This window comes from Micromonospora pisi (assembly GCF_003633685.1).
Taxonomy (GTDB): Bacteria; Actinomycetota; Actinomycetes; order Mycobacteriales; family Micromonosporaceae; genus Micromonospora_G; species Micromonospora_G pisi.
Map to the genome: position 1 here is coordinate 5,313,007 of NZ_RBKT01000001.1, position 22,186 is coordinate 5,335,192.

Below are 22,186 nucleotides of genomic sequence, written 5' to 3' on the forward strand. Positions count from 1 at the left end.
GGGCAGGGGCGCCCGGGACCGGGTCAGCCGGTGTTGCGCATGCCGGCGGCGATGCCGTTGACCGTGGTGAGCAGTGCCCGTTCCAGTGCGGTGCCGTCGCCCGGGGCACGGCGGGCGCCCGGGGCGGTGGCGACCGCCCGTCCGGCGGCACCCGAGTCCCGGTACTGCCGCAGCAGCGCCACCTGGAGGTGGTGCAGCGGCTCCAGGTAGGTGTCCCGGACCGCGAGCGTGCGCTGGAGCACCGGGGAGTTCTCCAACAGGGCGGGCGAGGCGGTGATCGCCAGCACCTCACGCTTGGTCAGTTCGTACTCCTCGCGGATCACGTCGAAGATCGGCCGCAGCGGCTCGGGGACCAGGGTCTCCACGTAGCGGCGGGCGATGTTCAGATCCGTCTTGGAGAGCATCATCTCGACGTTGGAGAGGAACGTACGGAAGAAGTGCCAGTTCCGGTGCATCTCGGCGAGGATCTCCGCCCGGCCCGACTCGCGGGCGGCGGCCAGCCCGGAGCCGACCCCGAACCAGCCGGGCACGATCTGCCGGGTCTGGGTCCAGCCGAAGACCCACGGGATCGCCCGCAGGCCGCTCAGCCCGGCGCCGGTGTTCGGGCGCTTCGCCGGCCGGGAGCCGATGTTCAGCGCGCCGAGCAGTTCGGTCGGCGTCGACGCCCAGAAGTACGCGGGCAGGTCCGGGTTCTCCACCAGCGACCGGTACGACCGGTACGCCGAGTCGGAGACCAGTTCCATCGTCGCGTCCCAGCGTTCCAGCATCTCGGCGGGTTGCCGGGGATAGGTGTGCAGCAGGGCGCTCTGCAACACGGCGGCGAGCGTCAGTTCCAGGTTCTCCCGGGCCAGCGACGGCAGGGTGTACTTGTCCGAGATGACCTCGCCCTGCTCGGTCACCTTGATCGCCCCGTCGAGGGTGCCGTACGGCTGGGCCAGGATCGCCTCGTGCGTCGGGCCACCACCCCGGCCGACGGTGCCACCCCGGCCGTGGAAGAGGCGCAGTCGTACGCCGTGCCGGGCGGCCACGTCCCGCAGCGAGCGCTGGGCCCGGTGGATCGACCACTGGGAGGTGGTGATGCCCGCCTCCTTGTTCGAGTCGGAGTAGCCGAGCATCACCTCCTGCACGTCTCCGCGGGCGGTGACGATCGCCCGGTACGCGGGCAGTGAGAGCAGTTCGTCGAGGAGTTCCCCACCGGCGTTCAGCTCGTCCGGGGTCTCCAGCAGCGGCACGAAACCGATCCGGGCCCGACCACTGTGTACGTCGACCAGCCCGGCCTCGCGGGCCAGCACCACCGCCGCGAGCACGTCGTCGACGCCCATGGTCATGGAGATGATGTACGACTCGATGACCTCGGTGCCGAACCGTTCCTGGGCTTCCCGGATGGTGCCGAAGACGTCGAAGGTCTTCCGTGCCGCCTCGGTCAGCGGTGTGTCCATGTTGGACAGCGGACGCCGGCCGGTCAGCTCCTCGCTGAGCAGCTTGGTCCGCTCGGCCCGGCTCAGCGCCGCGTAGTCGGTGACCTCGCCGACCTGCTCGTAGAGCTGCCGGAGCACCACGTGGTGCGCCTCGGCGTGTTCGCGTACGTCCAGGGTCGCCAGGTGCAGCCCGAACGAGGCCACGGTCCGGATCGCCGAGGCGAGTCGACCGACGGCGGTGAGCTGACCGGAGTTGCGGGCCAGGGAGGCGCGCATCAGCTCCAGGTCGGCGAGGAGTTCGGCGGAGCCCCGGTAGTCGCGGCCGGGTACGTGGGCGGTGCCCCGGGTCAGCCGCAGCCGGGTGTTGGCCAGCTTCGCCTTGATGCAGCGGGCCTTGAGCCGGTAGGGCTCCTCGGCGTTGACCCGGCGGAACCGGGCGGCCACCTCGGGCAGCGCGTCGAGGTCGGTGGCGAGGCTGGCGGAGAGGTCGAGCGATACCCCGCGCAGCCGACGGGAGACCGAGATTTCGTTGATCAGCGACTCCATCGCCGCCTCGGTCGCCTGGATGCCGTGGTGGTACTGGATGACCAGGACCTCGCGGGTGACGTGCGGGGTGACGAAGGGGTTGCCGTCCCGGTCGCCGCCGATCCAGGTGCCGAAGGTCAGCGGGCGGGCGGTCGGGGAGGTCTCCACCCCGAGCGAGCGCAGCGTGTCGGCGAGGTCGTCGAGGACCTGCGGGGCGGCGGCGGCGTACAGGTCGCGCAGGTAGTAGATGGCGTTGCGGGCCTCGTCGGTCGGGTCCGGCCGGTCGAGCCGCAGCTCGTCGGTCTGCCACATCAGGTCGAGCAGTTCGGCCAGCCGCCGGTTGGTGGGCCCCTCGTCGCTGGCGCCGTAGAGCACCGCGGCGGCGGTCTCGGCGTCGAGTTCGTCCGCGACCGCACGCAGCTTGGTCAGGATGGAGCGGCGGGCGGCCTCGGTCGGGTGGGCGGTGAAGACCGGCCGTACGGCGAGCCGCCGGGCCGCCGCGGCGATCTCCTCGGCCGGCACCCCGCGCTCGGCGATCAACTTTGCCGCCTGGTCCAACCAGCCGCCCTGGGTGGCCCGCTGCCGGCGCAGGTCCCGCGAGCGGTGCACCTGTTCGGTGATGTTGGCCAGGTGGAAGTAGGTGGAGAAGGCGCGGGCCAGCTTGGTCCCGGTGGTCACGTCCATCGCGCCGAGCCGCAGGGCCGCGGCCTCGGGGTCGGAGCGGACCAGGGCGCGGATCTCCTCGACCAGGTCGAGCAGCGGCGGGCCTTCCTGGCGGGCGAGGGTCTGCCCGAGCAGGGTGCCGAGCCGGCGGATGTCCGCCCGGAGGGCCGCGTCGGGTCCATCGTGATCATGCTGGTCGGTCACCGTGCGCTCCTTACGTGTTGTGCTAAGGACAGCGCTGTCCGACAAGGCTGATCGTATCCGCGCGAGGGGGGTTCTTAGGAGGGGGCCACCATATCCGAGTTTTCGTCACGCGGTCTCGGGTGCGGTGCCGGTGGCCGTACCTGCGTCGATCCGTTGCTCCAGCCGTTCCAGTCGGGCCACGATCGGCTGCAACTGCTGGGTGAGGGCGGCCTGGAGCGCGGCCGTCGCCTCGGTGCCGCCGCCGCCCGCCGGTCCGGCGCCCTGGGCCTGCGCCCGCAGGTGTACGTAGCCGGCCAGTGCGGCGGTGACCGCGCGGCGGGTCAGCCGGTAGTCGGCGCCGAGGGCCCGCAGTACGTGACCGGCGGTCCCGTCCGGCTCGGCGACCAGGCCGAGCAGCAGGTGCTCGCAGCCGACGTAGTTGTGGCCGAGCGAGGTGGCCTCGGTGACGGTCAGCTCCAGCGCGTTGGCGGCGGTCCGGCTGAACCGCCGGCCACCGTCGCGGGCCCGGCTGCCGTCGCCGGCCCTCGGTTCCCTGGTTGCCTGCCGGGCCAGTTCGCGGCGGACCGCCTCGGGGTCGATCTCCATCGCCTGGAGCACCTGGAGGGCGAGGTTCTGCCCCTCGGCCAGCATGCCGGCGAGGAGGTGTTCGGTGCCGAGGCTGGTCGCGCCCTCCTGGCCGGCCTGGGTGACACCGAGGGTGATGGCGGTCCGGGCCCGCGGGGTGAACTGGGTCAGGGCGGCGGTCGGGTCGTCCGCGTCGGTCTCGCCGAGGGTCGTCTCCCGGATCGCGGTGACCCGGCGGACCGCCTGCTCCAGGGCGCGCTGGCAGATCGCGGAGACCGGCACGCCGGACTCCTTGACCGCCTCGGCCAGCTCGTCCGGCAGATACACGTTGATCTTCGGCATGATGGCACCCCTTCTAGGGTTAGTGCGGGGTTATAACCCTCCGCTGCCCCCACCATACCCCGAGATAGGGAAAGGGGAAGCCCTCGGCCATGATCGATCGCTAGGGTGGGCTGATGTCCGAAGTGATCGGCTCCACCGAGCCCCGGCGTTATCCCGCGAAACCGAAGCCGGGGGACCGGGTCGCCGTACTCTCGCCCTCCGCCGGGCTGCCGGCCGTCTTCCCGCACGTGTACGAGCTGGGTCTGCGCCGACTCCGCGACCACTTCGGGCTGATCCCGGTCGAGTACCCGACGACCCGGGCCGCCGGTGCCCAGCCGGCCGAACGGGCGCGCGACCTGACCGCCGCGTTCGCCGACCCGTCGATCAAGGCGGTGCTCGCCACCGTCGGCGGGGACGACCTGATCACCGTGGTGCCGCACCTGGACCGGGAGGTGATCGCGGCCAATCCGAAGCCGTACTTCGGTTACTCGGACAACACCAACGTGCTGTCGTACCTCTTCGAACTGGGGATGGTCAGCTATCACGGCGGCTCCGTGCTGGTGCACCTCGGCCGCCCCGGCAGCCTGCACCCGGCGACCGCCGCCTCGCTGCGGGCCGCGCTCTTCACCGACGACTGGTACGAACTGGCGCCGGCCAAGCGGTACAGCGACGAGCCGAGCGACTGGCGCGACCCGTCCACCCTGGCGAGCGAGCCGGTGACGTTCCCGTCCGACGGCTGGCGCTGGCACGGCCCGCAGACCCTGGTCGAGGGGCCGGTCTGGGGCGGCAACCTGGAGATCCTCGCCTGGCTGCTCCAAGCCGGCCGGGTGGGACCGAACGAGGCGTACGCCGGTCACGTGCTGCTGCTGGAGACCTCCGAGGAACTCCCGTCGGACGTCGAGGTCTTCCGGATCCTGCGCAACATGGGGGAGCGGGGACTGCTCGCCGGCTTCCCCGCCGTCCTGGTCGGCCGACCGAAGGCGTGGGACTTCGACCAGCCGAACACCGCCGAGCAGAAGCGGGCGCACACCGAGGCCCAGCGTGCCGCCGTGCTCAGGGTTCTCGCCGAGTACAACCCCGACGCGGTCGCCGTCTTCGGCCTCGACGTCGGGCACACCGACCCGCAGCTGATCGTCCCGTACGGCGGCCTCGCCCGGGTCGACTCGACCGCGCGCCGCATCACCGTCCGCTACTGACCTTTTCCTCCGCGCGACCTGCCCCGCACCCCGTTGATCATGAAGTTGGCGCGGAATCGGCCGATCAACTTTGCGCCAAGTTCATGATCAACGGGGCTTGGGTGGGGTGGGATGGGGTGGGGTGGGCGGGTTTGGGATGGGGGGCGTTGGCTGGTGGGCGGGATAAACTCGCCTAGGTAGACCCCCGTCCGGGAACGGATCGGGGGCGTTTCGCGTGTCGACGCAAAGGTAGTGATCGTGACGATGCTCGCCGGTCTGCTGGCTGCCGCCCTCGGCGACCCGGGCCTCACCCGCACCCGTGACCTGGCCCGGGGCGGTTTCGCACAGGCCGACGGGCTCGACCTGACCGCCCCGGCGGCGCTGCGCCCGTTCGTGGTGGCCGCCGTCGCCGCCGAGGCCGACCAGGGCGGCGCCGGTCGTCCCGTGCTCGCCGTCACCGCCACCACCCGCGAGGCCGACGACCTCGCCAGCGCGCTCGGCAGCCTGCTCCCCGCCGAGCAGGTGGCCGTGTTCCCAGCCTGGGAGACCCTGCCGCACGAACGGCTCTCGCCCCGCTCGGACACCGTCGGCCGCCGGCTCGCCGTGCTGCGCCGGCTCGCCCACCCCGGCGCCACGGGCGGCACCGGCCCACTGCGGGTGGTCGTCGCACCGGTCCGCTCGGTCCTGCAACCGCAGCTCAAGGGGCTCGGTGACCTGGAGCCCGTCCGGCTCACCAGCCACGCCGAAGCAGACCTCGACGCGATCGCGCACCGCCTGGCCGACCTGGCGTACACCCGGGTCGACCTGGTCACCAAGCGGGGCGAGTTCGCCGTCCGGGGCGGCATCCTCGACGTCTTCCCACCCACCGACGAACACCCCAGCCGGGTCGAGTTCTGGGGCGACGAGGTGGAGGAGATCCGTACCTTCGCCGTCGCCGACCAGCGCACCATCGAACAGGTCGACCAGCTATGGGCGCCGCCGTGCCGGGAACTCCTGCTCACCCCGGAGATCCGCGAGCGGGCCGCCGCGCTCGGCCAGGCCCACCCCGAACTCGCCGAGATCCTGGAGAAGCTCGCCGAGGGCATCCCGGTCGAGGGCATGGAGTCGCTCGCCCCGGCCCTCACCGACGGGACCGACAGCATGGAGACGCTGCTCGACTGCCTGCCGGCAGGCGCGCACGTGCTGCTCTTCGACCCCGAACGCATCCGTACCCGGGCGCATGACCTGGTCCGTACCTCGGAGGAGTTCCTCGCGGCCAGTTGGGCTGCGGCCGCCGTCGGCGGCCAGGCCCCGATCGACCTCGGCGCTGCCGCCTTCAAGACCCTGGGCGAGGTACGCGCGACCGCCGCGACCCTCGGCCAGCCCTGGTGGTCGATCGCCCCGTTCGGGCTGGTCGAGTCGACCAGCGCGACCGACGACCAGCCGTGGCTGGACCCGGTCGAGCAGACCACCGTCACCCCCGACGACGGAATCTCGATCACGCTCGCCGCCCAGCCGACCGCGCTCTACCACGGTGAGACCAGCCGGGTGGTCGACGACCTGACCCGCTGGACCGCCGACGGCTGGGCGGTGGCCCTGGTCTTCGAGGGGCACGGACCCGCGCAGCGGGCGGTCGAGGTGCTACGCGACGGCGGCCTCGGCGCGACCCCGGTCGAGACCATCCTGCGCCCCCCGGCACCCGGCGACATCCTGGTCACCTGCGGCTCGCTCAACCACGGCTTCCTGCTCGACGGGGCCAGCTCGACCAGGCTCGCCGTGCTCACCGGAAACGACATCACCGGCGGTCGCGGCTCCTCCACCCGGGACATGCGCAAGATGCCGAGCCGGCGGCGCAACACGATCGACCCGCTGGAGCTGAAGACCGGCGACTACGTGGTGCACGAGCAGCACGGCATCGGCCGCTACATCGAGCTGGTGCAACGTACGGTCAACGGCGCCGAACGCGAATACCTGGTCCTGGAATACGCCTCGACCAAGCGCGGACAGCCCGGTGACCGGCTCTTCGTCCCCACCGACCAGCTCGACCAACTCTCCCGGTACGTGGGCGGGGAGACGCCGACCCTGCACAAGATGGGCGGCAGCGAGTGGCAGAAGGCCAAGGCCCGGGCCCGCAAGGCGGTACGCGAGATCGCCGCCCAGCTCATCCAGCTCTACGCCGCCCGGAAGGCGTCGAAGGGGCACGCCTACGGCCCGGACACCCCCTGGCAGCGTGAGCTGGAGGACGCCTTCCCGTACACCGAGACGCCGGACCAGCTCTCGGCGATCGAGGAGGTCAAGCGGGACATGGAGCAGTCCGCCCCGATGGACCGGCTGATCTGCGGCGACGTCGGCTACGGCAAGACCGAGATCGCGGTCCGGGCGGCGTTCAAGGCGGTCCAGGACGGCAAGCAGGTCGCCGTGCTGGTGCCGACCACGCTCCTGGCCCAGCAGCACTACAACACCTTCGCCGAGCGGATGGGGCAGTTCCCGGTCCAGATCAAGCAGCTCTCCCGGTTCCAGACACCGAAGGAGGCCGAGCAGACCCTCGCCGCCGCCGCCGACGGCAGCGCCGACATCGTCATCGGCACCCACCGGCTGCTCGCCGCCGCCACCCGCTTCAAGTCGCTCGGCATGGTCATCGTCGACGAGGAACAGCGCTTCGGGGTCGAGCACAAGGAACATCTCAAGACGCTGCGGACCGCGGTCGACGTACTGACCATGTCGGCGACCCCGATCCCGCGAACCCTGGAGATGGCGATCACCGGCATCCGCGAGATGTCCACCATCGCCACCCCGCCGGAGGAGCGGCACCCGGTCCTCACCTTCGTCGGCGCGTACGACGACCGCCAGGTCGCCGCCTCCATCCACCGCGAACTGCTCCGCGACGGGCAGGTCTTCTACCTGCACAACCGGGTCGAGTCGATCGACCGGGCGGCCCGGCGCATCCGTGAACTGGTGCCCGAGGCGCGGGTCGCGGTGGCGCACGGCCAGATGAGCGAGGAAGCGCTGGAGAAGGTCATGGTCGGCTTCTGGGAGAAGGAGTACGACGTCCTGGTCTGCACCACGATCGTGGAGTCCGGCATCGACATCCCGAACGCCAACACCCTGATCGTCGAGCGGGCCGACCTGCTCGGCCTGGCCCAGCTGCACCAGATCCGGGGCCGGGTCGGCCGGGGTCGGGAGCGGGCGTACGCCTACTTCCTCTACCCGCCGGAGAAGCCGCTGACCGAGCACGCCCACGAACGGCTCGCCACCATCGCCCAGCACACCGAACTGGGCGCCGGCATGTACGTGGCGATGAAGGACCTGGAGATCCGGGGCGCGGGCAACCTGCTCGGCGGTGAGCAGTCCGGTCACATCGAGGGCGTCGGCTTCGACCTCTACGTCCGGATGGTCGGCGAGGCGGTCCAGGCGTTCAAGGGGGAGCGGCCGGAGGAGGAGACCGACGTCAAGATCGACCTGCCGATCGACGCGCACCTGCCACACGACTACGTCGGTGTGGAGCGGCTCCGGCTGGAGATGTACCGCAAGCTCGCCGAGGCCCGCGACGCGGCCCGCCTCGACGAGGTGGTCGCCGAGATGACCGACCGGTACGGCGAGCCGCCGGAGGCGGTGAAGAACCTGGTCGCGGTGGCCCGGTTCCGTCTGCTGGCCCGCTCGTACGGCCTGACCGACGTGTCGGTCCAGGGCAAACACCTGCGGTTCAGCCCACTGCCGCTGCCCGACTCCAAGCAGTTGCGGCTCAAGCGCTACCACCCGGACGCGGTCTACAAGCAGGTCACCGACCAGGTCAGCGTGCCCCGCCCGAGCACCCGCCGGATCGGCGGCGAACCGCTGCGCGACCAGGCCCTGTTGGAGTGGTGCGGGCAGCTCCTCTCCGACGTGCTCGGCGCGCCGGTGCTGGCCGACCGGTGACCCCGTACCTCCCGGGCCGGGTCGCACGTGAGAGAGTGTCGGCCATGCAGCGTGCTCGCCGTCTGGCGCCGATCGCGGTGGTTGTCGCGGTCGGCATCATCGCCCTCACCGGTTGCCGTGCCCAGCCCGATGTCGCCGCGTACCTCGGCGACCGGCAGATCACCGAGGACCGGATCACCGGGATCATCGACGAGGTCAAGAAGAACCCGGCCCAGCAGAGCGGCCAGGCGCCGGCCGAGGGCGGCGCCGCCCGGGTGCCGACCCGTGGCGAGGTGGTGAGCCTGCTCGTCTTCAACGACGCCTGCGAGCGTTTCACCACCGACAAGGCCCTGAAGCCGCAGCGCCCGGTGACCGCCGAGGAGGTCGGCCAGGGCCTCGGCTTCGCACCCAACACGGAGTACGCCCGGGAGCTCGCCGACTCGTACACCTGCCGGTCGGCCCTGCCCGCCGGCGAGCCGGTCAAGCCGACCGAGGAGCAGCTCGTCAAGCTGATCGCCGACGCGCGCGCCGCCGGCCTCGGCGAGAACGGCGAGACCGACGTGCAGCTGCGCCAGGCCCTCGACGGCGAGCAGTTCCAGGGCGCGCTGGGTCAGCGCAAGCTGCTGGAGGACGAGTTCGCCCGCTTCGACATCACCGTCAACCCGCGCTACCGGCCGCTGGAGTTCCCGATTCTGGCCTTCCCGAACGAGGACCAGGCGGTCGGCGTGACGCTGGGCGAGCCGGGCACGGGTGCGGTAACCAACCGGAGCTGAGCCGGCGACAACGATGACCGCTCGAGTCGTACTGCTGGTCACCTCGCCCCGGCTGCCGGCCGGCCTGCTCACCGCGGCGGCCTGGGACGTGGTACGCCAGCACCCGGTGCTGACCGGTGCGGAGAGCGAGCTGGCCACGGCGGTTCGGGTGGCCGGTGGCAGCGTCACCCTCTCCGACGCGCCGGTGCGCGACCTGCTCGCCGCCGCCGGGACCGACGGCACCGTGGTCTGGCTGGCCGGCCCGGCCGGCGACGACCAGATGGCCCGTGAACTGGGCATGCGGCTGGCCCGCGAGCCCGGTCTCGCGGAACTGGAGCTGATGTACGGCTCCTGGGACCCGCCCGGCGCCCGGCTGCTCGACGCGGTGGCGGTGATGGACCGGCTGGTGTCGCCCGGTGGTGACCCGTGGAAGCGGGCCCAGACACACGCCACCCTCGCGCAGTTCCTGCTGGAGGAGTGCTACGAGGCGTACGACGCGATCTCCGCCGGTGACCTGGACGCGCTCCGCGAGGAGTTGGGCGACGTACTGCTCCAGGTCGTGCTGCACGCCCGGCTCGCCGAGGAACTGCCCGAAGGGGAGCGCTGGAACGTCGACGACGTGGCCGGCGGCCTGGTGGAGAAGATGATCCGCCGCAATCCGCACGTCTTCGCGGACACCGCCGTCGGTTCGATCGACGAGATCATCACCAACTGGGAGCAGATCAAGAAGGCGGAGAAGGCCCGCGACTCGGTGCTGGACGGAATCGCGCTCGCCCAGCCGGCCCTCTCGCTCGCCGCGAAGATCCTGCAACGGGCCGGTCGTGCCGGGCTCGACGTGCCGCCGCCGGTCCCGGCCACCATGGACGCCGAAGCCCGCCTCGGTGCCCTGTTGCTGGACGTGGTGGTCCAGGCCCGCGCCGACGGGCTCGACCCCGAGGCGGCACTACGTCGGGCCGCGCTCGCCTACGCCGACGCGGTACGCGCCGTCGAGACAACCGCCGGCTCCGGTTCGGACTGATCCGCCGCCGGCTCCGGTCGTGCGGGCCGCTCGCCGTGCGGGCGGGCGCTCAGACCCAGGGTCAGGCCGAGCACGACCACCAGCACACCGAGGCTCGAACCGAGGGTGGGCGGACGCCCGGCCTGCACCGCGGCGGTAACCAGGGTGGCCACCGGCATCACCCCGACCAGGATGCCGGCCCGTTCCACCCCCAACCGGCGCAGCCCGGTGAACCAGGCCACGAAGGCGACCACCGTCATCAGCGCCGCGAGATAGGCGTAGGTCGCCGTCTCGACGCCGGTGGGCGCCCGCCACCGGGCCGGTTCGCCGCCCACGAGCGCCGCCACCAGCAGCAGCGGTACGGCGAGCGCGCAACTGTAGGCGGCTACCCGTACCGGCCCGAGGCGGGGCAGCACGGCGGCGGCCAGCAGGGAGAAGGCGATCTCCCCGGCCAGCGCCCCGAGCGAGGCGAGTACGCCGATCGCGTCCGCCCGGCCGGTCCCCTGCACCAGTGCCGTACCGGCGACGACGACGCCGGCCGCGCCGATCAGCCGTACGGTCGGTCGACCGCCGCGCAGCAGTGGCCCGAGCAGGGCGAGTCCGAGCGGTGCGGCGCCGATGAACGTGCCGACCAGGGCGGGTTCGGCGTGCGGCAGCGCGATCAGGATGAACGCGTTGAACGCGGCCAGGCCGATCGCCGCCAGCACGGTCAGGATGAGCCACTCACGCCGGGTCGGCCAGCCGCCCGTGGGTCCGGGCGCCCGGTCCGCCGGGCGCCGGGTCGGCGTGCCGGTCGACGGGGCGGACTCCAGGCCGAACCGGGGCCAGCGACGGGCGATGGCGAAGAGTACGACGGCGGCCAGCGCGTACCGGGCGGCCTGGCCGGTCAACGCCGGGTAGTCGAGGATCAGCTGGCTGATCGAGACGGAGCTGCCGACGATCACCATGCCGGTGACGCAGAGCAGGACCGCCCCGACGTTCGAAATCTTCACGGGTCCGAGGCTACGGTTCGGGTGGTCCTCGGTTCAGGGCCAATGGCGCGACGATCGGGAGGACCAATTGACCGCCCTGGAAACGCTCGTCGAGCTGGACCGTGGTCGGCCCGGCCTCGCCGACCAGCTCACGGTCGCGCTCCGGGAGGCGATCGTGCAGGGGCGCCTGGTACCCGGCACCCGGTTGCCGTCCAGCCGGAATCTCGCCGCCGACCTGCGACTCTCCCGTGGCGTGGTGGTCGAGGCGTACGAGCAGCTTGTTGCCGAGGGGCGCCTGGTGGCCCGGCCGGGGTCGGGAACCGTGGTCGCCCCGACCAGCGCCCCCACCGGCGGGAGCGCCGGCCCGGCGGCCGACGGGGGACCGACCGAGTGGGCGTCCGGGCACGGCTGGACCGGTGTGCGCACCACGGTCGCGCCCAGCGGACTGCGGTCCGGGGTGCCGGACCTGGCGATGTTTCCCCGCGCGTTGTGGCGGCGGGCGTACGAGCGGGCGCTGCACCAGGCCCGCGACGCCGACCTCGACTACGGCGACCCGGCCGGCGCACCCCGGCTCCGTCGCGAACTCGCCGGCTACCTCGGCCGGGTCCGGGCCGCTCGGGTCGACCCGACCGATCTCGTGGTGACCACCGGGGCAGCCCAGGCGGTCTCGCTGATCGCCGCCGCGCTCCGGGCCCGTGCGGCGACCGAGATCGGGATCGAGGAGCCGGGCAGCGCCGGCATCCGGGAGCATCTCCTGGCGCAGGGACTACGTCTGGTGCCGGTGCCGGTCGACGCCGAGGGGCTGGACGTCGCGGCGCTCGGCCGTACCCGGCTGCCGGCGGTGCTGACCACCCCGGCACACCAGTACCCGACCGGGGTCGTCCTCGCCCCGCGCCGCCGGGCCGCCCTGCTCGACTGGGCGCGCCGTACCGGTGGCCTCGTCGTCGAGGACGACTACGACGCCGAGTTCCGCTACGACCGTGACCCGGTCGGCTGCCTCCAGGGCCTCGCCCCGGACCTGGTGGCACACATCGGGTCGGCCAGCAAGGCACTCGCCCCGGCGATGCGACTCGGCTGGCTCGCCGTACCGCCGTCCTGGCGGGCGGAGGTGGCCGCGGCCAAGTCGGCGGCCGACATCGGCGGACCGGTGCTGGAACAGCTCGCCTTCGCCGAACTGCTGGCCAGCGGCGGTTACGACCGACACCTGCGTCGCTCCCGCCAGGCGCACCGCACGCGCCGGGACGCACTCACCGCCGCGCTGCGGCGGTACCTGCCGACCGCCAGGATCTCCGGCGTCGCCGCCGGGCTGCACCTGGTGGTGGAACTGCCCGACGGGGTGGACGACGAGCGGTTGGGTCGGGCGGCTCAACGGGTCGGGCTGGCGCCGGTGCCGCTCTCCCGACTCCGGCTGACCCGGCACGGTCCGCCCGGTCTCGTGCTCGGTTACGCCGCGAACACCCCCGCCGAACTGACCCGGGCGGTGCGGGTCCTGGCCAGCCTGATCGCCCCTCCGCCCGAGCCGGTCCCCACGCCCGAGTCGGTGCCCTCGCCGTCCGGGCCCGACCGGAGTCGCTAGATTCCTTCCATGTCGTCTTTCGTCCCCATCGCCGAACGGATCGTCGACGCGCTGCTGGAAAGCAGCCCCGAGTTGGCCTCCTCGGCCGGCGACCACCGCGTCGACGATCGGCTGCCGGATCTCTCCGACGCCGGGGTCAAGGCGCAGGTGGCGATGCTGCGGGACGCCGCCGGTGCCCTCTCCCAGGTGGACGAAGGCGTGCTCGACCCGGCCGAGCAGGTGGACCACGACCTGCTCCGAGCCCTGGTCGAGCGGGAACTCTTCGAGCTCTCCGAACTGCGCACGCACGAGTGGAACCCGTTGCGGCACAACCCGGGGCCGCTGCTGCACGCACTGATCGCCCGCCCGTACGCACCGGCGGAGGTGCGGCTCACCAGCCTCGTCGGCCGGCTCGCCGACGTACCGGACGCACTCGCCACCGCGCGTGCCCTGCTCGGCGACATGCCGCGGATCCACGCCGAGACGGCGATCGGGCAGTTCGGCGGCACTGCCGCGCTGGTCCGCGCCGAACTGCCGGCGCTGCTCGCCGAGGCGCCCGGTCTGCGGGACCGGGTCGAACCGGTGGCCCGGAACGCCGCCCGCGCCCTCGACGAGTTCACCGAGTGGCTCCGCGCCGGGCTGCGCGACGACTCCGGGCCGGGACGGGACCCCCGGCTCGGACGCCGACGCTTCGAGGCGCGGCTCTGGCACACCCTGGACACCGAGCTCTCCGCCGGGCAGGTCTTCGCCCGCGCGCAGGCGAACCTGGAACGGGTCACCGACGAGATCCGGGCAGCCGCCGCCGAGCTGGTCGGCGGCCCGGCGAACGACGAGACCGTACGGCAGGCGCTCGGCCGGCTCGGCGGCGAGCACCCGGACAACCACACCATCGTGGAGCTGGCCCGCACCACGCTCACCGAGTCGACCGACTTCGTCCGCGCGCACGACCTGGTCAGCCTGGTCGACGACCCGTGCGTGATCCAGGAGATGCCGGAGTTCGCCCGTGGGGTGGCGGTCGCCTACTGCGACCCGCCCGGCCCGCTGGAGACCGCGGACGTGCCGACGTTCTACTGCATCGCGCCGACCCCGGCGGACTGGTCAGCCCAGCGGGTCGAATCGTTCTACCGCGAGTACAACGACCACATGATCCGCAACCTGACCGTGCACGAGGCGATGCCGGGCCACTTCCTGCAACTGGCCCACGCCCGCCGCTACCGGGGCAGCACCCGGGTCCGGGCGCTCGACTACTCCGGCCCGTTTGTCGAGGGGTGGGCGGTCTACGCCGAGGAGCTGATGGCGGACGCCGGCTTCGGCGGCCTGCCGATCCGGTTGCAGCAGCTCAAGATGCAGCTTCGGATGACCATCAACGCGCTGCTCGACCAGTTGGTGCACTGCGACGAGCTGCCCGAGTCCGAGGGCATGGCGCTGATGACCGGCCGGGGTTTCCAGGAGGAGGGCGAGGCGGCGGGGAAGTGGCGCCGGGCGCTGCTCACCTCGACCCAGCTCTCCACCTACTTCGTCGGCTACACGGAGGTCGCGGAGATCGCCGCCGCCCGTCCGTCGGGTCGGTCACCGAGGCAGTGGCACGACGCCATGCTCGCCCACGGCTCCCCGCCGCCGCGCCACCTCCGTACGCTGCTCGGCGTCTAGGTCGTGGCCGGCGCCCGGACCGACTCGACCAGCCACCGGGAGATCGAGTACGTCGGCGGCAGCGCCTTCGGCAGCGCGTCGAGCGGGAACCAGCGGGCCTGGGTCAGCTCCCGACCGTCGACCACCGGCTCGGCCGCCGGATCCGGGCAGTACGCGGTGAACCCGGCGAGCACCACGCCGGGGCCGGACATCGCCCAGGGCTGGCTGCCGAAGTAGGTCAGCCGGTCGACCCGGAGCCCCACCTCCTCGGCGACCTCCCGGTGCACCGCCTGTTCCAGCGTCTCGCCCGCCTCGACGAAGCCGGCGACCAGTGCCCACACCTCGGTCGGCCCGTACGAGTGGCGCACCAGCAGGAGCTGCTCGGCCGCACCGGGCGGACCGGGGCGGCGGATCGCCACCAGCACCGCCGGGGAGAGCTGCATCGGCACGTAGAGCTGGCAGTCGGGGCAGCGCCGGGCGTGCTCGCCGGGCACGTCGGCCAGCTCCGCCGTGCAGGCCCCGCAGTAGCGGTGGCTGCGCCGCCAGGTCACCACCTGTAGTGCCCGTCCGGCGAGGGCGGCGAGCGGCTCGGGGAGCCCGGCGGCCAATTCCCGCCAGCCGAGCCAGTTGCCGAGTGTGGCGTCGGCCTTCTCCCGCGCCGCCGCCCAGACCGGCACCCCGTCGAGGGTGCCGAGCGGAACCAGCCCTGGTCGGTCGGACCGGCCGGGTGGCCCTGGCTCGGCGGGCAGGTCGGCGACCCGGGGAAGTTCGCCGTCGGGTCGGACCAGCAGCTTGCCGTCGGCCACCACCAGACAGTGGTCGGTAGGTTCCGCCGGTACGTCGGCCGCCGCGCCGGGAAGGAAGACCGGGTGGATCGTCGGCGGCAGGTCGAGGTTCACTGTGCGTACCGCCGCCGGTGGCGGCGCACCCCGGTCCGGGGTTGGCCGGTGGCGGCGGATCGGGCGGTGGCGGTGGGCCGGTCGGCGCCGGCTGGTTGGTCGGCGAACATGTCTGCCAGCCTTGTCGATCAGGGCAACCCCCGCAAACCCCGGTGCGGATGAGGGGGTGGAGAATCGGCAGATGTACGGCAGATCGTCGCCGTAGAAGGTGGAGGCAATCCCCGTACGGCGACCACGGCCCGTTACGCTGCCATCGAACGCTTCCGCCGCACCGTCGCGGCCCGAGAGCATCAGCTGACACTCATCACGAGGAGCGACACAGTGGCCACCATCGAGGGAATCGTCGCCCGGGAGATTCTCGACTCGCGCGGCAACCCGACCATCGAGGTCGAGATCGGGCTGGACGACGGTACGACCGCCCGCGCGGCAGTGCCGTCGGGCGCCTCCACCGGCGCTTTCGAGGCGATCGAGCTGCGCGACGGCGACGCCGACCGTTACCAGGGCAAGGGTGTCGAGACCGCGGTCGCGAACATCGAGGACCGGATCGTCGACCAGCTCATCGGCTACGAGGCCAGCGAGCAGCGGCTGATCGACCAGAAGATGCTCGACATCGACGGCACCGCCGACAAGTCCGGCCTCGGCGCGAACGCGATCCTCGGCGTCTCGCTGGCGGTGGCGAAGGCGGCGGCGAGCAGCGCCGAGCTGAGCCTCTTCCGCTACCTGGGCGGCCCGAACGCGCACCTGCTGCCGGTGCCGATGATGAACATCCTCAACGGTGGGGCGCACGCGGACTCCAACGTCGACGTGCAGGAGTTCATGATCGCCCCGATCGGCGCGCCGACCTTCCGTGAGGCGCTCCGTTCCGGTGCCGAGGTGTACCACGCGCTCAAGTCCGTACTGAAGAAGCGTGGTCTCTCCACCGGCCTCGGTGACGAGGGCGGCTTCGCCCCGGACCTGCCGACCAACGCCGCCGCCCTGGACCTGATCGCCGAGGCGGTCGAGAAGGCCGGCTACCGGCTGGGTCGGGACATCGTGTTCGCGCTCGACGTGGCCGCGACCGAGTTCTTCTCCGACGGTGTCTACACCTTCGAGCAGACCAAGAAGTCGGCCGACGAGATGGCCGCCTACTACACCAAGCTCGCCGACGAGTACCCGATCGTGTCGATCGAGGACCCGCTCTCCGAGGACGACTGGTCCGGCTGGGCGAGCCTGACCTCGGCGCTCGGCGACCGGGTCCAGATCGTCGGCGACGACCTGTTCGTGACCAACCCGCAGCGGATCGCCCGGGGCATCGCGGAGAGTTCGGCGAACGCCGTCCTGGTGAAGGTGAACCAGATCGGTTCGCTGACCGAGACCCTGGACGCGGTGGACCTGGCGCACCGGGCCGGGTTCCGCTGCATGATGAGCCACCGTTCCGGCGAGACCGAGGACACCACCATCGCCGACCTGGCGGTGGCGACCGGGTGCGGCCAGATCAAGACCGGCGCCCCGGCCCGTTCGGACCGGGTGGCCAAGTACAACCAGCTGCTCCGGATCGAGGAGGAGCTGGCGGACGCGGCGCGCTACGCCGGGGCCGGCGCGTTCCCGCGTTACCGTTCTGCCTGACATCGCGTGAGTGGCCTCGGGGGAGGGGTGCGTCAACGGTGACGACTCGTCGCATACCCAGCGGTCAGCGGCCCGCCCGCCGGCCGGGTCAGCCCGGCCGGGTCGCCAGTCGGGTCACCGGCCGCGACCCCGGGGCACGCTCCGAGCGGGGCACCACTGCCCGCTACTCCAGGGGCGCGGACGCCCCACGATCGGCCACCCGTCCGGCGGCGGCGCGACGCGCCGCCGCCGGCGGCGGCACCACCCGTACCTCCGCCCCGCAGCCCCGGCGCTTCACCGGCCGGGCGACCGCGCTCTTCGCGGTCTTCGTCGCGCTGGCCCTCGCCTACACCTACCCGGTCCGGGTCTACCTGGGCCAGCAGGCGGACATCGCCCAGCTGGAGGCGGCGCAGGCGGCGCAGCGGGAGCACATCGGCGACCTGTCGGACGAGGCGGCGCTCTGGAAGGACCCGGCGTACGTCTCGATCCAGGTCCGGGAGCGGTTCTACATGGTCCGGCCGGGCGACAAGCTGGTGGTGGTGCTCAACGACCCGGAGGGCGCCGCCCGGGACGCCGGGGCCGCGCCGGCCACCGCGCCGAAACCGGCGGAACCCTGGTACGACATGCTCTGGTCCAGCGTTCGGGCCGCCAACGAGGAAGGGCCAGCTTCTTGACCGTCGTACCCCCGGAGCGGCCCGCGGCCGGTCTGGTCCCCGCACCGACCCGGCAACCGGCCACCGACGACGACCTGGCGGCGGTGGCCGCACAGCTCGGCCGGACCCCCCGGGGCACCCGCGCGGTGGCGCACCGCTGCCCCTGCGGTCGGCCCGACGTGGTGGAGACGACGCCTCGGCTCGCCGACGGCACCCCGTTCCCGACCCTGTTCTACCTGACCTGCCCCCGGGCGGTCGGCGCGTGCAGCCGGCTGGAGTCGGCCGGGGTGATGAAGGAGATGGCCGACCGGCTGGTCGACGACCCGGAGCTGGCGGCCCGATACCGGGCGGCGCACGAGGACTACCTCGCCCGGCGGTCGGCGATCGCCGAGGTGCCGGAGATCGACGGGGTTTCGGCCGGTGGCATGCCCGGTCGGGTGAAGTGCCTGCACGTTCACCTCGGACACGCGTTGGCCAGCGGTCCCGGCGTCAACCCGTTCGGTGACGAGACGCTCGAGCTGATCGAGCCGTGGTGGCTCGCCGGCCCGTGCGTGGACGCGCCCGAAACCGACTGATCGGCAGCGGCCGGTGCCGCCCGCCGCCGCCCCTCCCCGCTACGCTCAGGTGATGAGCGCGGATCTTGTCATCCGGCGGGCGCGGACCGCTGACATACGCGGCATCCGCGAGCTGATCGACACGTACAGCCCGGGTGGGCGGCTGCTCAGCAAGGCGACCGTGACCCTGTACGAGCACGTGCAGGAGTTCTGGGTGGCGATCCGCCCGGCCGACGGTGCGGTGGTCGGCTGTGGGGCGCTGCACGTGATGTGGGAGGACCTGGCCGAGATCCGTACGGTGGCGGTCCATCCCGAGTGCCGGGGCATGAAGATCGGCCACCAGATCGTCGCGGAGCTGTTGACGGTGGCGCGGGAGCTGGGCGTGACCCGGGTCTTCGTACTGACCTTCGAGACCGGGTTCTTCGGCTCGTTCGGGTTCGTCGAGATCGACGGGGCGCCGGTGCCGCAGGCGGTCTACGAGCAGTTGCTGCGTTCGTACGACGAGGGTGTGGCGGAGTTCCTCGGGTTGGAACGGGTCAAGCCGAACACCCTGGGCAACGTACGGATGCTGCTGCGGCTCTGACGTAGGGTGACTGCCGTGACGACCAGAGTGGCGGCGATCGACTGCGGTACCAACTCCATCCGGCTGCTCGTGGCGGACGTGCCTGACCTGGCGGCCGGTCCGTCGGCGTCGCTGGTCGACGTCGCCCGGCGGATGGAGATCGTCCGGTTGGGCCAGGGTGTGGACCGGACCGGGCGGCTCGCCCCGGAGGCGATCGAACGGACCCGGGTGGCGCTGGCCGGATACGCCGCCGAGATCGCCGAGCTGGGCGCGGAGCGGGTACGGATGTGCGCCACCTCCGCCTCCCGGGACGCGAGTAACGCCGACGAGTTCCGGGCGATGGTGCGGGAGACGCTCGGGGTGGCCCCGGAGGTCGTCACCGGCGAGGAGGAGGCCCGGCTCTCGTTCACCGGCGCCGTACGTGGGCTGGCCGCCGACGCCCGGTCGCCGTACCTGGTGGTGGACATCGGTGGTGGTTCGACCGAGTTCGTGGTCGGTGACCGGACCAGCGGTTCGGCGACCGGTGACAGCAGTGGCATCCGGGTCGACGCGGCGATCTCGGTCGACATCGGCTGTGTCCGGATGACCGAGCGGCACCTGCACGACGATCCGCCGACGGCGGCCCAGGTCGCGGCGGCCGAGACGGACATCGCCGCAGCCGTGGACCGGGCGCTGGGGGCGGTGCCGGGGCGGGAGGCCGCGACCCTGGTGGGGCTGGCCGGTTCGGTGACCACGGTGGTGGCGATCGCGCTGGGGCTGGAGTCGTACCAGCCGGACCGGATCCACCACGCCCGGGTCTCGTACGACGAGGTGGCGAAGGTGACCGAGGACCTGCTGTCCCGGTCGTCGGCGCGGCGGATGGAGTATCCGGTGATGCATCCGGGGCGGGCCGACGTGATCGCGGCGGGCGCGTTGGTGCTCCGCGTGATCATGGAGCGGGCCGGGATGTCCTCGGTCGTCGCCAGTGAGCACGACATTCTGGACGGCATCGCCTACAGCCTGATGGTCTAGCCGGGGTCGGGGTGCCCGGACGAGGCGCCGCCGTACCCCTGGTACAACGCTCTTGACGGTATCTCGCAATGCACACTACTGTGCTCCGCGTGGACACTACCCAGCTGCTCAAAGGCGTGCTGGATCTCGCGGTCCTGGCCGTCCTCAAGGAAGAGGACGGCTACGGCTACGACATCATGCGTCGTCTGCGCACCGCCGGTCTGGACGAGATCGGCGACGCGTCGGTGTACGGCACCCTGCGCCGGCTCTTCCAGGCCGGGCTGCTCACCACCTACGTGGTCCCGAGCGAGTCGGGGCCGCACCGCAAGTACTACGCCCTCAACGCGGCCGGCCGCGACCAGCTCGAACGGTCCGGCAAGGTGTGGCGGGCCTTCGCCTCAACAATGGACAAACTTCTCGATGAACGGGGGCGCGTGGCATGACCGCGCGCGACGAGGAGGGCGTGACTCAGCGGAGCGAGGATGGCATGACCGAGCGGGAGATCACGGAGTACGTCGAGCGGGTCCGGCGGGCCCTGGCCGACCTGCCCCCGACGGACCGGGACGAGTTGCTCGAAGACCTGCCCGAACACTTGGCCGAGGTGGCGGCCGAGGGGACCGGGGCACTCGTCGACCGGCTCGGCACCCCGGAGGCGTACGCGGCCGAGCTGCGCGCGGCGGCCGGGCTGGCCGCAGCGGACCAACCGGCCAACCTGGACAACCGGGTGGTCAGCGCGGTGCGCCAGGTCCGCGACCGGCTCCAGGCGGTGGACCGCCGGGTCGGACCCCTGATCGGGTACGCCAGTGTCGGCGATTTCCTCCGGCTGCTCCGGCCCGCCTGGTGGGTGCTCCGGGGCTACCTGGTGGCGATGCTGGTCACCGTCATGACAACAAACGGGGAGTTCGGGCTCCTGCCCCGGGTCGACGGCAACGACATCGCCGGCCTGCTCCTGCTCGCCCTCTGCGTCCTCGGCTCGACCTGGCTCGGGCGACGCAGCGATCGGTTCCGTGGGTGGCGGCGGCATCTGTTCCGGCTCGGCACGGTGGCGATCGTGATCTTCGGCCTCGTCGGCTTTGTCGATGTGGACAGGCGTGGCCGCCAGGGCGGTTACTACGAGCCGGCGTACAACGCCGACCCGTACGCCGACGTGCGCGACGTCTACGTCTACGACCCGCAGGGTCGACTCGTCGAGGGGGTACGCCTCTTCGACCAGGAGGGGCGGCCGATCCGGCTCGGATATCCCTGGTGCGACGAGTCGGGGTGGCGCCCTGGCTACTACCCGGACGAGGCGACGCGTGATCTGCTGCGCGCCCCCTACCCCTACTGCCCGGAGGGGGCGCCGTTCCGGTTCTCGACCGCACCGCCGACCGTGCGCCCGTCGGATTCGCCCCCGGTGGAGATCTCGCCGAGCGGCCCACCGGCACCGACCGTGGCACCGGCACCGACCGGGACCGGTGTTCCGCCGGCCGGACCGCCGACCGCGTCGGTCGTCCCGACGCCGTCGGGTTCGTCCCGCTAACTCGGACACCGGCACCGGCACCGGCACCGGCGGGGTGACGGCATGGCGGGGCGGCACGGTGACAAGGCGGGTCGGACGGCGGGCAAATCCGGCTGAAAGGTGGAGGGCGGCGGGCGGCGGGCCGTCGGGGGTGGTGGCTACGGTATCTCCGCACTTGATCATCTTGTGTGGACGTTGGAATCCCCTCGAAAGGACAGTCAGTGACTGACCAGGCACCCCCGCCCCCCGTACCCCCGGCAGCACCCGTGCCGGGCACGCCGGTGCCGCCGCCGTTCGACTCCGCCCCCGTGTCGGCACCCCCGCCGGCAAAGAAGAGTCCGGTCAAGAAGATCGTCAGCGTGTTGGTGGTCATCGTCGTGGCGGTGGCGGTGAAGTTCGGCCTCGGCACCGTGCTCGGCGGCGAGGACAAGACCGCCGAGGCGAAGGTCGGCGACTGTCTCGCCGCGCTCCCCGAGATGACCGAGGGTGAGGAGAAGGCGGCGCCGAACGCGAAGGTTGTCGACTGCACCTCCACCGAGGCCATCTACAACGTCGTCGCCCGGATCGAGAACCAGACCGAGGAACAGGCTTCGAACAGCACGGAGTGCGAGCAGTACGCCGCCGAGGGGGAGGAGTACGCGATGTTCACCGCGATCCCCACCGGTGGCACCGGTTACCTGCTCTGCCTCAAGCCGAAGAAGGCCTGACAGTGGAGTAGTACGGCGCGGGGGCGGCGAGGTGGACACCTACCAATACGGGAGGCGTACGCCACGCCGTCTTCCCCGCTGACGGTCGGGCA

The 22,186-nt window shown here is 72.2% G+C and carries 18 protein-coding genes; 14 read left to right on the plus strand and 4 right to left on the minus strand.

Annotation, left to right across the window (positions count from 1 at the left end):
* Positions 1-23 precede the first annotated feature (23 nt).
* Both ppc and BDK92_RS22755 read right to left on the minus strand, forming a co-directional pair.
* Positions 24-2,810, minus strand: coding sequence for a phosphoenolpyruvate carboxylase (gene ppc, locus BDK92_RS22750; protein ID WP_121158529.1), 2,787 nt, complete (start codon positions 2,808-2,810; stop codon positions 24-26).
* 105 nt (positions 2,811-2,915) lie between these two features.
* Entirely contained in the window at positions 2,916-3,716 is an 801-nt protein-coding gene (locus tag BDK92_RS22755) for a Clp protease N-terminal domain-containing protein (RefSeq protein ID WP_121158530.1), read from the minus strand.
* Positions 3,717-3,829: 113 nt separating this feature from the next.
* Here BDK92_RS22755 and BDK92_RS22760 point away from each other — a divergent pair, with 113 nt between their 5' ends.
* From BDK92_RS22760 to BDK92_RS22775, 4 genes are all read left to right on the plus strand, one after another.
* Positions 3,830-4,891 carry a S66 family peptidase gene (locus BDK92_RS22760; RefSeq protein ID WP_121158531.1) on the plus strand — a complete coding sequence of 354 codons (1,062 nt, stop codon included), beginning with the start codon at positions 3,830-3,832 and terminating at the stop codon, positions 4,889-4,891.
* Positions 4,892-5,134: 243 nt separating this feature from the next.
* Positions 5,135-8,764 carry a transcription-repair coupling factor gene (mfd, locus tag BDK92_RS22765; RefSeq protein ID WP_121162496.1) on the plus strand — a complete coding sequence of 1,210 codons (3,630 nt, stop codon included), beginning with the start codon at positions 5,135-5,137 and terminating at the stop codon, positions 8,762-8,764.
* 44 nt (positions 8,765-8,808) lie between these two features.
* Positions 8,809-9,516 carry a hypothetical protein gene (locus tag BDK92_RS22770; RefSeq protein WP_121158532.1) on the plus strand — a complete coding sequence of 236 codons (708 nt, stop codon included), beginning with the start codon at positions 8,809-8,811 and terminating at the stop codon, positions 9,514-9,516.
* A 13-nt stretch (positions 9,517-9,529) separates the two neighbouring features.
* Positions 9,530-10,513 (plus strand): nucleoside triphosphate pyrophosphohydrolase, encoded by a 984-nt coding sequence (locus BDK92_RS22775; RefSeq protein ID WP_121158533.1) that lies wholly within the window; start codon positions 9,530-9,532, stop codon positions 10,511-10,513.
* On the opposite strand, the gene BDK92_RS22780 is transcribed toward BDK92_RS22775, so the two are convergent.
* Entirely contained in the window at positions 10,459-11,484 is a 1,026-nt protein-coding gene (locus BDK92_RS22780; RefSeq protein ID WP_121158534.1) for a DMT family transporter, read from the minus strand. The two genes, BDK92_RS22775 and BDK92_RS22780, sit on opposite strands and share 55 nt — an antisense overlap.
* A gap of 67 nt (positions 11,485-11,551) precedes the next feature.
* Between BDK92_RS22780 and pdxR the strand changes: the two genes are divergently transcribed.
* Both pdxR and BDK92_RS22790 read left to right on the plus strand, forming a co-directional pair.
* A complete protein-coding gene (gene pdxR, locus BDK92_RS22785; protein ID WP_246017196.1) occupies positions 11,552-13,039 on the plus strand; it encodes a MocR-like pyridoxine biosynthesis transcription factor PdxR in 1,488 nt (495 codons plus the stop codon).
* A 9-nt stretch (positions 13,040-13,048) separates the two neighbouring features.
* A complete protein-coding gene (locus BDK92_RS22790) occupies positions 13,049-14,668 on the plus strand; it encodes a DUF885 domain-containing protein (RefSeq protein WP_121158536.1) in 1,620 nt (539 codons plus the stop codon).
* On the opposite strand, the gene nudC is transcribed toward BDK92_RS22790, so the two are convergent.
* Complete coding sequence (nudC, locus tag BDK92_RS22795) at positions 14,665-15,546, minus strand: NAD(+) diphosphatase (protein ID WP_246017198.1); 882 nt, start codon at positions 15,544-15,546, stop codon at positions 14,665-14,667. The genes BDK92_RS22790 and nudC overlap by 4 nt on opposite strands.
* Before the next feature lie 321 nt (positions 15,547-15,867).
* Between nudC and eno the strand changes: the two genes are divergently transcribed.
* From eno to BDK92_RS22835, 8 genes are all read left to right on the plus strand, one after another.
* Positions 15,868-17,151 carry a phosphopyruvate hydratase gene (eno, locus tag BDK92_RS22800; protein WP_121158538.1) on the plus strand — a complete coding sequence of 428 codons (1,284 nt, stop codon included), beginning with the start codon at positions 15,868-15,870 and terminating at the stop codon, positions 17,149-17,151.
* Between the two features lie 38 nt (positions 17,152-17,189).
* Positions 17,190-17,804 (plus strand): FtsB family cell division protein, encoded by a 615-nt coding sequence (locus BDK92_RS22805; RefSeq protein WP_121158539.1) that lies wholly within the window; start codon positions 17,190-17,192, stop codon positions 17,802-17,804.
* Positions 17,801-18,358, plus strand: coding sequence for a DUF501 domain-containing protein (locus tag BDK92_RS22810; RefSeq protein ID WP_121158540.1), 558 nt, complete (start codon positions 17,801-17,803; stop codon positions 18,356-18,358). Before BDK92_RS22805 ends, BDK92_RS22810 begins: the two co-directional genes overlap by 4 nt.
* A gap of 52 nt (positions 18,359-18,410) precedes the next feature.
* A complete protein-coding gene (locus tag BDK92_RS22815) occupies positions 18,411-18,920 on the plus strand; it encodes an amino-acid N-acetyltransferase (RefSeq protein ID WP_121162497.1) in 510 nt (169 codons plus the stop codon).
* Positions 18,921-18,947: 27 nt separating this feature from the next.
* Positions 18,948-19,910 (plus strand): Ppx/GppA phosphatase family protein, encoded by a 963-nt coding sequence (locus tag BDK92_RS22820; protein ID WP_121158541.1) that lies wholly within the window; start codon positions 18,948-18,950, stop codon positions 19,908-19,910.
* Positions 19,911-19,999: 89 nt separating this feature from the next.
* On the plus strand, positions 20,000-20,332 hold the full coding sequence (locus BDK92_RS22825; protein ID WP_121158542.1) for a PadR family transcriptional regulator: 333 nt from the start codon (positions 20,000-20,002) through the stop codon (positions 20,330-20,332).
* A complete protein-coding gene (locus tag BDK92_RS40860) occupies positions 20,329-21,408 on the plus strand; it encodes an HAAS signaling domain-containing protein (RefSeq protein WP_281278637.1) in 1,080 nt (359 codons plus the stop codon). Before BDK92_RS22825 ends, BDK92_RS40860 begins: the two co-directional genes overlap by 4 nt.
* Before the next feature lie 200 nt (positions 21,409-21,608).
* Positions 21,609-22,094, plus strand: coding sequence for an LppU/SCO3897 family protein (locus BDK92_RS22835; protein WP_246017199.1), 486 nt, complete (start codon positions 21,609-21,611; stop codon positions 22,092-22,094).
* Positions 22,095-22,186: the final 92 nt, after the last annotated feature.